This window comes from Streptomyces sp. SPB162 (assembly GCF_029504575.1).
Taxonomy (GTDB): domain Bacteria; phylum Actinomycetota; class Actinomycetes; order Streptomycetales; family Streptomycetaceae; genus Actinacidiphila.
In genome coordinates this window covers 201,048-212,868 of record NZ_JAQFII010000002.1, presented here as the reverse complement: position 1 = coordinate 212,868, position 11,821 = coordinate 201,048, and the positions used below count along the sequence as shown (strand labels likewise).

General features: G+C 71.6%; 10 protein-coding genes. All 10 read left to right on the top strand.

Annotated features, from left to right (window positions below):
• The first annotated feature begins 101 nt into the window (after positions 1-101).
• The 10 genes from M2266_RS30915 (at position 102) to M2266_RS30870 (ending at position 11,643) form a co-directional block, all read left to right on the top strand.
• Positions 102-701 carry an acyltransferase gene (locus M2266_RS30915; protein ID WP_277441583.1) on the top strand — a complete coding sequence of 200 codons (600 nt, stop codon included), beginning with the start codon at positions 102-104 and terminating at the stop codon, positions 699-701.
• A gap of 675 nt (positions 702-1,376) precedes the next feature.
• Entirely contained in the window at positions 1,377-2,456 is a 1,080-nt protein-coding gene (locus M2266_RS30910; RefSeq protein WP_277441582.1) for a hypothetical protein, read from the top strand.
• Positions 2,453-3,220 (top strand): WecB/TagA/CpsF family glycosyltransferase, encoded by a 768-nt coding sequence (locus tag M2266_RS30905; protein WP_277441581.1) that lies wholly within the window; start codon positions 2,453-2,455, stop codon positions 3,218-3,220. The genes M2266_RS30910 and M2266_RS30905 overlap by 4 nt, the downstream gene beginning before the upstream one ends.
• On the top strand, positions 3,220-4,479 hold the full coding sequence (locus M2266_RS30900) for a nucleotide sugar dehydrogenase (protein ID WP_277441580.1): 1,260 nt from the start codon (positions 3,220-3,222) through the stop codon (positions 4,477-4,479). The genes M2266_RS30905 and M2266_RS30900 overlap by 1 nt, the downstream gene beginning before the upstream one ends.
• A 3-nt stretch (positions 4,480-4,482) precedes the next feature.
• A complete protein-coding gene (gene wecB, locus M2266_RS30895; RefSeq protein WP_277441579.1) occupies positions 4,483-5,604 on the top strand; it encodes a UDP-N-acetylglucosamine 2-epimerase (non-hydrolyzing) in 1,122 nt (373 codons plus the stop codon).
• Positions 5,605-5,800: 196 nt separating this feature from the next.
• On the top strand, positions 5,801-6,652 hold the full coding sequence (locus M2266_RS30890) for a chain length determinant protein (RefSeq protein WP_277441578.1): 852 nt from the start codon (positions 5,801-5,803) through the stop codon (positions 6,650-6,652).
• Between the two features lie 39 nt (positions 6,653-6,691).
• Entirely contained in the window at positions 6,692-8,299 is a 1,608-nt protein-coding gene (locus tag M2266_RS30885) for a lipopolysaccharide biosynthesis protein (RefSeq protein ID WP_277441577.1), read from the top strand.
• 93 nt (positions 8,300-8,392) lie between these two features.
• Positions 8,393-9,511 (top strand): hypothetical protein, encoded by a 1,119-nt coding sequence (locus M2266_RS30880; RefSeq protein ID WP_277441576.1) that lies wholly within the window; start codon positions 8,393-8,395, stop codon positions 9,509-9,511.
• 51 nt (positions 9,512-9,562) lie between these two features.
• A complete protein-coding gene (locus M2266_RS30875; protein WP_277441575.1) occupies positions 9,563-10,825 on the top strand; it encodes an acyltransferase in 1,263 nt (420 codons plus the stop codon).
• The gene (locus tag M2266_RS30870; RefSeq protein WP_277441574.1) at positions 10,822-11,643 is read left to right on the top strand and encodes a glycosyltransferase family 2 protein; all 822 of its coding nucleotides are present in this window, start codon (positions 10,822-10,824) and stop codon (positions 11,641-11,643) included. The genes M2266_RS30875 and M2266_RS30870 overlap by 4 nt, the downstream gene beginning before the upstream one ends.
• Positions 11,644-11,821 lie beyond the last annotated feature (178 nt).

The following is an 11,821-nucleotide window of genomic DNA, read 5'->3' as shown; positions in this document are numbered from 1 at the left end:
TCGTGAACAGTCCGTTGACTCGGGGTAGTTGATCTCTTCACAGCCCCTATGCTCGACCTGCACAACTTGTGCACCCTCGCCCGCCGTTAGGGGACGACGCCGTGAGAGTCAGGATTCAGCCCACTTCGCAGGTCGATGAGACCGCGGAGCTCGGGGACGGGACCACGGTCTGGGATCTGGCGCAGATCCGCGAGCAGGCTCACCTCGGCCGCAGCTGCATCATCGGCCGGGGTGCCTATGTCGGCCCGGGCGTGCGCATCGGCGACAACGTGAAGCTGCAGAACCACGCCTTGGTGTACGAGCCCGCGGTGCTCGGCGACGGGGTGTTCGTCGGCCCGGCCGTCGTGCTCACCAACGACTTCTATCCGCGGTCGGTGGACCCCACGGGCAAGCAGAAGCGCGACGGGGACTGGGAGCCCGTCGGGGTGGAGGTACTGGAAGGCGCCTCGCTGGGCGCCCGTTCGGTGTGTGTCGCACCGGTACGGGTCGGCCGCTGGGCGCTGGTCGCGGCAGGCGCCGTGGTCACCCGGGACGTGCCGGACTTCGCTCTGGTGGCGGGCGTACCGGCCCGCCGGATCGGCTGGGTCGGCAGGGCCGGGGTCAGGCTGCGGGAGCGCGCCGGCGAGCCGGGCGTCTGGGAGTGTCCCAACACCGGAGTGCTGCACGACGAGAAGGACGGCACGCTGTTCGAGCGTGGCTGACGCGGCGCGTTGAGGTTGCGTACGCCATTTCCTCAAAACGCTAATCAGCGAACATCCGTAGGCATACCGTGTGTATGTACGCGCGAGCTGAGCACCCAACAAGCGGTGCGCAGTGGGGGTTTGTACGCGGTGGGGGCACCTGGGGCAGTGAGGTCGAAGTGAGAACCGCTTCGACGGATGCTGCCTGTTCAGGCGCGCCCGGCTCCGGCACAGGGTCGGAACCGGGCGCAGACAGTGCGACGTTCGACGGCGCACGGCATCGGTGGGGCGATGCCGGCGGGCCGGCCCGGGCGGCGTCCCGCACGCCCCTCTCCGCGGAGCGAGAACCGCACGTCAGAACCAGGAGAGACCAAAGGGGGGGTAGGTGTGCCAGAGCCGCACCGCTCGGACACAGGTGGTCCGCGCAGACGTCTCACCGTCGCACCCGATTCGCCGGGTGCGCTCGGCGGCCGCCGTCGGGAGGACCGACGGCCTGATCCACGGAACGAACCAACGATCCGCACCGGACCGAGCTCAACTCGCACCGGAACGACCGCACTTCGCCCTGCCAGGTGCGGGAGCGGGGTGGGGCTGCGATGACCGCGACACGACTCGACGCCCTCGCGGCCGCGGACCGGCCGCTGCACACTCTGGCCGAACGCCTCCTCACGGTGGCCGAGGCCGGGGCTGCCGGGGATGTACGTCCCCGGCGGCGACACCTTCGTCTTCACCCGGGCGGGAACCGCCGCTCCCGACGGAACCTGGCGGCTGGAGCAGCGCGGGACGAGCACCCGGTACGCGGCGATCACCGTGCTGGGCGCCCAGTACCTGCCCGAGAAGCGACAGCTCGCCGTCCTGGGCGGTCACAACGCCGAGGAGTTCACCGGACTGCTGGTCCAGCGGCTGCCCGCGGTGCGCAACCTCGGCGACGCGGCCCTGATCGCCTGGGCCGCCGCCGAGACCGGCCATCCCAAACTGTCGGACGCCTTGGAGCGGGTCGCCGCTCTCGACGTGGCGGGCCGGCCGCAGTACACGGTCGAGGCGGCGTGGGTGCTGTCCGCACTGGCGGCCGCGCGCGGCACGGTGGACGTGGAGAAACGTCTCACCGCCGCCCGTGACCGGCTGCTGCGGGCCAGGATCGGCGACAGCCCGCTGTTCCCGCACGCCACCGGGCCCGGCCTGGTGCCCTGGTACCGCTCGCACGTGGCCTGCTTCGCCGACCAGACCTACCCGCTGCAGGCACTGGCCCGCGCCCACGCCAGTGGCGGCGGCGACCCGCAGGCGCTCGCCGCGTCCGAGGCGTGTGCGGCCCGCATCTGCGCCCTGCAGGGCGACGGCGGCCAGTGGTGGTGGCACTACGACGCGCGCCGGGCGGGGGTCGTGGAGGGCTATCCCGTCTACAGCGTCCACCAGCACGCGATGGCCCCGACCGCGCTGTTCGACCTCGCGGACGCGGGAGGCACCGACTTCTCCGCGGCGATCCGCGGCGGGTTGCGCTGGATGACGGACGTACCGGAGCTGACCGCTTCAGCCGAAGCGGGCGCCGTGGCCGAGCCGTTGATCCTCGACGAGCTCGGGGTCACCTGGCGCAAGGTCTACCGGGGCGACCCGAAGAAGGCCGTGCGCGCCGCCCGTGGGCTGAGCACCCGCGTCGTTCCGAAAGCGCGGCTCACCCCGCTGGACCGGTTCTTCCGGCCGGCCGCGGTGGACCGCGAATGCCGGCCGTACGAGTTCGGCTGGATGTTGCACGCCTGGCTCGGGGGAGCGCACCGATGAAGCGGCAGACGATGTTCGGCGTCCCACTGGACGCGATGACCATGGACGAAACGGTTCAGCGCTGCCTGGACGCGGTGCGCGACGAGGAACAGCTCGAGATCGGGATGGTGAACGCCGCGAAGCTGGTGAACATGCGGCGCGATCCCCGGCTCGCCCACGCGGTCGCCGGCTGCGACCTCGTCCTGGCCGACGGCCAGGCGGTCGTGTGGGCCGGCAGGCTGCTGCGGACACCGCTGCCCGAACGGGTGGCGGGCATCGACCTGTTCATGCGCCTGCTGGCGGCGGCCGAGAAGGCGGACCTGTCCGTGTACTTCCTCGGCGCCAAGCAGGAGGTGCTGCAGCTGATGCTGGAGCAGGTCGGCGCGCGCTTCCCCGCCCTGCGGGTGGCCGGCAGCCGCAACGGGTACTTCGCCGACACCGAGCAGGAGGCCGTCGCCGACGCCATCGCCGACAGTCGCGCCCAACTGCTCTTCCTCGGCATGACCTCGCCCAAGAAGGAGAACTTCACCGCCGGTTACGGCAAGCGCACCGACGCGCATGTCGTGCACGGCGTGGGCGGCTCCTTCGACATCCTGGCCGGCATCACCAAACGCGCACCCGAACGCTGGCAGCGCATGGGCCTCGAATGGCTCTACCGCACGCTGCAGGAGCCCCGGCGGCTGGGCAAGCGGTACTTCACCACCAACGCCCTCTTCCTCGTCATGACGGCGCGGGAACTCATCCACCGCACACCGGCAACCGGTTTCGCCAACAGGAGGTACTGATGCGCGTCGTCGTGGTGGGACAGGGGTATGTCGGGCTGCCACTGGCCGTCCGGGCCGCCGAGGTCGGTCACGAGGTGATCGGCTACGACGTGGCGACCCAGCGGGTGAAGAGCCTGGCCGCGGGGGAGTCCTACGTCGAGGACGTCTCCTCCGAGCGGCTGCGCGCCGTCACGGCCAGTGGCGCGTACCGGGCGAGCGAGTCGGCCCGGGACTGCGGCGGCTTCGACGTCGCGGTGGTGACCGTCCCGACGCCGCTGCACGAAGGGGTGCCGGACCTGCGCTACATCGAGGAGTCGGCGCGCACTCTGGCGCGTTACCTGCGCCCCGGCGCCACGGTCGTCCTGGAGTCGACCACGTACCCGGGCACGACGCAGGAGCTGTTCGGGCCGCTGTTGGAGGACGGTTCCGGCCTGACCGCCGGAGCGGACTTCCATCTCGGCTACAGCCCCGAACGCATCGACCCCGGCAACCCCGTGTGGGGCTTCCAGCAGACGCCGAAGGTCGTCTCGGGCGTCGACGCGGCGTCGTTGAAGGCGGTGCAGGGCTTCTACGACGACCTGGTCGACACGACGGTGCCGGTCGGTTCGCCGAAGGAGGCCGAACTGGCCAAGCTGCTGGAGAACACGTTCCGGCATGTGAACATCGCGCTGGTCAACGAGATAGCGATGTTCGCGCGCCACCTGGACATCGACGTCTGGCAGGCCATCGACGCGGCGTCGAGCAAGCCGTTCGGGTTCATGAAGTTCACGCCGGGGCCCGGCGTCGGCGGGCACTGCCTGCCCATCGACCCCTCCTACCTGTCCTGGCGGGTGCAGCGCGAACTGGGCCAGTCCTTCCGCTTCGTGGAGCTGGCCAACGACATCAACGGCCACATGCCCGAGTACGTGACGCGCCGGGTCATCGACGCGCTCAACACCAAGCGCCGCAGCGTGAACGGCTCGCGGGTCCTGCTGCTGGGGCTGGCCTACAAGAAGAACACCGGCGACGCCCGCGAATCGCCGGCGCTGCGGATCTCGCAGCTGCTGCTCACCATGGGCGCCAAGGTCCGGGCGGCGGACCCGCACGTGGTGGAGAGCATGGCGATCGACCCGCGCGTCACCCGGGTGGAGCCGACCCGCAAAGAGATCGCGGCGGCCGATGTGGTGGTCCTCCTCACCGACCACGACTCCTTCGACTACGACCTGGTCACCGCGCACGCGTCCTTCGTCCTCGACTGCCGCCGCAAGCTCTCCTCCGGACCCACGATCGAGGTGCTCTGACCCGTGCGGATCATCTGCGTCGCCGGAGCGCGACCCAACTACATGAAGATCAAACCGGTGATGGACGCCTTGGAGCGCCGCGGCGCCGAAGTGGTCCTGGTCCACACCGGGCAGCACTACGACGAGTCCATGAACGACGTGTTCTTCCGCGACCTCGGCATCCGTCCGCCCGACCGGTTCCTCGGCGTCGGCTCGGGCACGCACGCCGTGCAGACCGGCCGGGTGATGGCGGCCTTCGAGCCGCTGCTCGACGAGGTGGCACCGGACGCGGTGGTGGTGGTCGGGGACATCAACTCCACCCTCGCCTGCGCCCTGGTCACCGCGAAGGCCGGCCCGCTGCTGGCCCACGTCGAGGCCGGTCTGCGCAGTCGCGACTGGAGCATGCCCGAGGAGGTCAACCGCGTCGCCACCGACCGGGTCAGTGACTATCTGCTGGCCCCGTCGCCCGACGCCGCGGTGAACCTGCGCGCCGAGGGGTACCGGGACGACCAGATCCACGTCGTCGGCAACGTCATGATCGACACCTTGCTGGCCAACCTGGAACGGGCCAGGGCCTCGGACGTGCTGGAGCGGTACGGGCTGCGGCGGGGCGAGTACGGCCTGGTCACCCTGCACCGGCCGGCCAACGTGGACGATCCGGCCTCGCTCACCGCGCTGTTGAAGGCGCTCGGCGAGATCGCCGACCGCGTTCCGCTGCTGCTGCCCGTGCACCCGCGGGCGGCCGACCGGCTGGCCGAACTGGGCGTGCCCGGCGGGATCCGGCTCGTGCCGGCGGCCGGGTACCTCGACTTCATCGCCCTGCAGGACTCCGCCCGCGTCGTGCTGACCGACTCGGGCGGCATCCAGGAGGAGACCACCGCGCTGGGCGTGCCGTGCGTGACGCTGCGGGACAACACGGAGCGGCCGATCACCGTCGAGCAGGGCACCAACGTCCTGGCGGGCCGGGATCCGGAGCGGATCGTCGCCACGGTCAACCGGGTGCTCGACGACCCGCCCGCGGCCCGCTGCCCGCAGTTGTGGGACGGGCACGCCAGCGACCGCATCGCCGACGTGCTGCTGGAGGGCGGCACCGCGCGCAGCCGGCCCAGACCCACCGACCTGCGGGATTCGGCGGACTCGGTCTAGATGCCGTTCGGACGGGGTCGGGCGGCCGCGGGGACGGCCGCCCGAAGGGGGCCGGAACTGGCCGCACCCGGTCGTGATGCGCCATATGCTCGATCACAGTCGGCACGGGGGCGGGCCGGCGAACGGAACGGATACGACAGTGCCGCGCGGGTCGCGGCGCGCGATACCCACGATGTGGGCCGCGAGGGGGAACACCATGGATCTCGCAGAGATCTGCCGGGTCATGCGCAGGCGCTGGTACGTCCTGCTGCCCGGACTGCTGCTCACCGCGGCTCTGATCGCCGGCGTGTACGCGGTCGTGCCGATCAAGTACCAGTCGCAGAGCACGGTGGGACTCCTCAACTCCCAGAAGGCCACCCTCGCCTTCGACGGCAACCCGTTCCTGAGCACCCAGACCTCGTTGACCGGGATGGCGGACAGCCTCGCCCGCAACCTCAACTCCGACGCCTCGATCGCGGACCTCAAGGCGCGGGGCGTCACCGGGATCTACGAGGCGAAGATCGCCGACAACGCGCAGGGCCCGTTGATGTGGCTCACCGTGACCGGCACCGACCCGGACGCCGTCCTGACGTCGGACAAGATCCTGACCGAGTACGCCGAGAGCCGGCTGAAGAAGTTCCAGACGGACCAGTCGGTCGCTGCGAACGCCATGATCCGCATGACGACGATCGTGCCGCCGCAGAATCCGGTGGCCCAGACCAAGACGCGGCTGGAATACCTCATCATGGCGGCCGGGCTGGGCTTCGTCTCCAGCATGGTGGCCACGTTCTTCGTCGAGGCCCGGCGGCGGCCACGGACCGTCGCGGTGCCCGCCGACGGGGAGAAACCTTCCGCCGGTGACATGGCGGACGAGCAACCGGAGAAGCCGCCGGTCGCCGACCCCCCGGCCACCGCGCAGCCGGCGCGTGCCCGACCGGACGCGGAGCAGCCGGCGGGGCAGGTTGCCGGCCAGTCCGGTGCGGCGGCCCGGCCGGCGCCCCGCTGGTCGAAGCCGGCGGAGGAACCCGATGCCTCGGCGAGCGAGACAGAAGCGCACCGATTTGTGTGACCCGCGCATCCCGCGAGTCACTCGACAAGGAGTCGTTACATGGAAAGGGCACACGTAACGGCCCCGACGGCCGGCGAACCGCCCGGTACGACCGGCACACCCGACACGCCGGTGCCGGCTTCCCACGACTCCGCCGTCGACGTCGCACTGCACTCCGCCACTGACGTCGACGCCGTCGACGCCGCAGACGCCGCGCCGGCCGTGCCGTCGCTGGGGCAGAAGGTCAGGTCGGCCGCCCGGTGGAGCCTGATCAACACCGTCGTCATGCGGCTGGGCAACTTCGCGACGGGGATCATCCTGGCGCGCTTCGTCCTGGGGCCGGCGGCGTGGGGCGTCTACGGCATCGCCCAGACCGTGCTGCTGGTCCTGCTGTCCGCGAACGAACTGGGCGTCGGGCTGGCCATCGTGCGCTGGGAGGGCGACGCCCGCCGCTTCGCACCGACCGTGCTGACCCTCAGCGCGATCTCCAGCTGCGTGCTCTACGTGGCGCTGTTCCTGGCGGCCCCGACCGTGGCGCGGCTGCTGGGTTCACCCGAAGCCTCCGGCGTGCTGCGGGTGATGTGCGTGTGCGTGGTGCTCGACGGGCTGTCGCAGGTGCCCGCCGGTTTCCTCACCCGCGAGTTCGCCCAGGGCAAGCGGATGGTCATCGACGCGCTCAACTTCGCCTTGAGCACCGGCGTGACGCTGCTGCTGGCCTTCGAGGGGTGGGGCGCGATGAGCTTCGCCTGGGGAGCGGTGGCGGGGAACGTCGCGGCGCTGGTCGGATGCTGCCTGGCGGCGCCGGGGACGCTGCGGTTCGGCTGGAACCCCGAACAGGCGCGGGCGCTGCTGCGGTTCGGGCTGCCGCTGGCGGGGGCGAGCATGCTGGCCCTCGGCGTGGTCAACGTGGACACGATGGTGGTCGGCTCGACCACCGACAAAGTGGCCCTCGGCTTCTACGTGCTCGCGTTCAACATCTCGGGCTGGCCCGTGCGGATCATCTCCGAGGCGGCCCGCCGCGTCTCCTTCGCCGGGTTCTCCCGGCTGGCCGACTCGCCGCAGGCGCTCGCCCAGGGGTTCAGCCGCGCGCTGGGCGTCCTGATCACCGGCACGGTCCCCCTGTGCGTGCTGCTGGGGGTCCTCGCGGGCCCGATCGTCACGCTCGTCTACGGGGAGCAGTGGCTGCCCGCCGCCGGGGCACTGCCCTGGCTGATGGTGCTCGGCCTGACGCGCATCGGCTGCGAGCTGGCGTACGACTGCCTGGTCGCGATCGGGCAGCGGCGTTCGCTGATCATGGTGCAGGGGCTGTGGCTCGTCGCCCTCATCCCGGTACTGATCTTCGCCGGGCGGGCCGACGGCATCGTCGGGGTCGCCCGGGGCCATGTCCTGGTCGCGGGCGGTCTGGTGGTGCCGGTGTTCCTGTTCGCGCTGCGCCGCGGCGGCATCAGCCTGCGGACGGTGGCCAGAGCCTGCGCCTGGCCCTTCTTCGGCGGGGCCGTCATGGCCGGGGTCGTCCTCGGCGTGGAGCGGGGGCTCGGCGACAGCACGCCCGCGCTGCTGGCCGGCGGCACCGTCGCGCTGGCCGGCTACGTGTTGTGCGTACTGCCCAGCCGCGACTTCCTGCGTGGCACCCCGCCCAGCGGCGGCCGGCACCGGAAGATCGCGTGACGTCATGAACGACCTGAAGGAACGACCCGACGACATCGACCAGGGCGCCTGGAGCGGCACGGTGCGCCGACGACAGACCACGAGGTGGGCCACATGCTCCGACGAAGAAGCCGCGTACTGCTGTTCTTACTGGCGGGGGTGGTGTTGGCCGGCGTACTGACGGTCTTCCTGGCGACCCGCTCCAGCATGGGGGAGCACGCGCTCGCGGACTGCCCGGACAGCGCGCTGACGTGTCCAGGAGGGACGCCACCCCCCGACGACGGCGCCGCGCCCTCGCCCGGCACCAGCCCCGGCACGACCGTGCCGGGAGCCGGCAGCGGGACGCCGGTGCCGCTGCCGACCGTGACTCCCCCCACCAGCAAGGGCACGAGCCCGGGCACCGGGAAGCCGGCACCGTCGGGGCCGTGCGCGTCGTTCAGCGCCTGCGGCTTCCCCGACGCCTCCACCACCGGGCCGCGCGTCGCCCTCAAACCGCACAACACCGGTGCGCTGAGCATCACGAAGGACGGCACGGTGATCCGCGGCTGGGACATCACCGGTTCGCTCGACATCTACGCCAACAACGTCACCATCATCGACAGCCGCATCACCTCCACGAACTGGTGGGGTGTCAACTTGCGGCCGAAGTTCAGCGGGCTGCGGGTACTGCACTCGACCATCACCGGGATCCCGGGAAAGGGACCGGACAACGGCGGCGAGGACTACGGGGTCTCCAACATGGGTGGCAGCTCCGTGGAGGTGGGATGGTGCGAGATCACGGTGTTCAGCAACTCGCTGTCCATGGGGCAGGGGAACCTGCACGACAACTACGTGCATGACATCGTCCCGTTCATCAACCAGGGCGGCGAGTGGGCCCACACCGACGCGGTGATCAGTGACGGCGCCGGCTCAGCCCCACTGATCATCCGGCACAACACCCTGCTGAACCCGACCGGCGTCGAGAAGGGCGGCACCGCGAGCGTCGGCCTGTACGACGACACCGGCGCCGTCCTGACCACCGTCGTGGACGACAACTGGCTGGCCGGCGGCTCCTACGCGCTGTACGGCGGGGGGCCGGGCGCGAAGGGCATCCAGATCACCGACAACGTCTTCTCGACGCAGTACCACCCCAACAGCGGCCACTACGGCGCGGTCGCGAAGTGGAACGCCGGCGGGGCGGGCAACGTGTGGAGCGGGAACCGGATGTCGAACGGGACTCCGGTCCACCCGTAGCAGCGACCGCCGGCGCCGTCGGCGAGGGCGGAACCGAATGGGGGGATGGACATGACCGAAGCGATACCCGACGCGGACCCGGTGGCTCCGCCGTCCACCGCCGTGGCGCCGGCCACGGTGCCGTCGCAGGCTCCGCCGCCCGGTGCGGCCCGGGCGCGTCCTGCGGGTCCCGCCGGTCCTGCCGGTCCGGAGGAGGCGCCCGCGCGCGGGCGCCTGCCCTCGCTCACCGGGTTGCGCTTCGCGGCGGCGTTCCTGGTGTTCGGCTTCCACCTGCAGGTCGCCCACCTCTTCCCGGCCGGCTCCCGCGGCGACCTGCTGCTGGGCCGGGTGTTCGGGCACGGTGCGATCGGCGTGTCCTTCTTCTTCATCCTCAGCGGCTACGTGCTGACCTGGTCCGCCCGGCCGGGCGAGCCGGCCGCCAGGACCTGGCGCAAACGCGCCGCGAAGGTCTACCCGAACCACCTGGTGTCCGCCCTCGCCGCGCTGGTCGCGGTGGCCGGCGGCGCGGCCTCCGCCGCCGGCGGCGCGTCCGCGGGCATCGTCGTCCCGAACCTGCTGCTCGTCCAGTCCTGGAGCAACGACCCGGACGTGTACTACGGGCTGAACACCGTTTCGTGGTCGCTGTCCTGCGAGGCGTTCTTCTACCTGCTCTTCCCCTGGCTGCTGCGCGGCCTGACCCGGCTGGGCCCGAAGGCGCTGTGGCCGTCGGCGGCCGTGCTGACCGTGTTGACCTGCTGCCTGCCGCTGGTCACACGGGGCTGGTCCGAGCCGACCGCGTACTGGTTCCTGTACGTCCTGCCCGCCACCCGCGTCACCGAGTTCTGCCTCGGCATGGTGCTGGCCCGGATCGTCAGGACCGGGCAGTGGATCCGCTTCCCGGTCTGGGCCGCCGGTCTGCTGCTGGTCGCCGCGTACGTGGCCGTCGGTCACCTTCCGACGCGCTGGGGCTACGTCGCGGTCACCGTCGTGCCGCTGGCCCTGCTGATCCCGGCGCTCGCCACCGCCGACCTCGCGGGGCGGCGCACGCTGTGGTCGACCCGCCGGGCGGTCTGGCTGGGCGAGGTCTCGTTCGCGTTCTACATGACGCACCAGCTCGTGATCCGCTTCGTGAGCAAGGCCCTGCACGTCCCCGCGACGAGCGCTCCCGACTGGGGCGCCGCACAGGTGATCGCGGTGCAACTGGGCATGCTGGCCGGCTCCCTGTGTGCCGCCTGGCTGCTGTGGCGCATCGTGGAGCGGCCGCTGCACGAGCTGCTGCGCGGCGGCACGGGGCGCCGCCGCGGGCACCCGGGACGTTCCGGAACGACCGCATGAGAAAGGACCTGATGCGCCGCATCGTCCGCGCCCCCTGGGAAGTGCTCAAGTGGGCCTTCGGCTGGCTGGTGCTCTTCGAGGCCAGGAACAAGCTCGTGCTGGCGCCCTCGGCCGTGCGGCTGCGTCGCTTCGAGGACGCCGAGACGGCCCGGCTGGCGGCTGTCCTGGGGCAGGTCCCCGAAGCTCCGGTCGCCACCGTGATCGCCACCCACCGGCGCCCGGCGGCGCTGCTCGAAGCCGTGCGCTCCGCGCTCGACCAGACCGTACGGGAGCACGTCGTCATCGTCGTGGACGACGGCGCGGGGCTGCCGGAGCTCCCAGCCGACCCGCGGTTGTTCGCGGTGTCGCTGTCGCGGAACACCGCCACCGCCGGGGTGGTCCGCAACGTCGGGATCCGGCTGACCCGGTCGGAGTACGTCGCCTTCCTGGACGACGACAACCGGTGGGAGCCGGACCACCTGGAACGGGCGCTGGCGGTGCTGCGGGCGCCGGGGGGACCCGACGGCGTCTACACGGCGCTGCGCCGGATCCTGCCCGACGGGACCGAGATGGACGTGCTGTCGGTGCCCTTCGACCGCCGCAGGTCGGCCCGCGAGTCGTTCCTGGACACCAACGCCTTCGTGGCCCGCCGTACCGGCGCCCTGCACTTCAGCCGGCTCCGCCGGACCCCCGAGGTGCTGCCGCGAGAGGACTGGGAGCTCATCCGCCGCTACAGCAGGCGCCACGAGGTGCGGCATGTGCCGTGCCCCACGGTCCGGTACCTGGTGAACCCGGCGAGCTTTTACACGGCGTGGGAGGGGTCGGCGCCGCCGGCCTGAAGGGTGTTGTGAAGGTAGCGCCGTTCGCCCGCTAGGCCGTGTCTGACACATCCCGCCTGGCCCGGGACGCCTGGCACGCGCGCTCTCCCCCAGCTACCGCTGGGAGGGGCCCCCAGTTGTCGGGCCCGCCCGGGTACGTCCAGTACAGGGGCGACCCTCCGCCGTGCGATCGCACGCA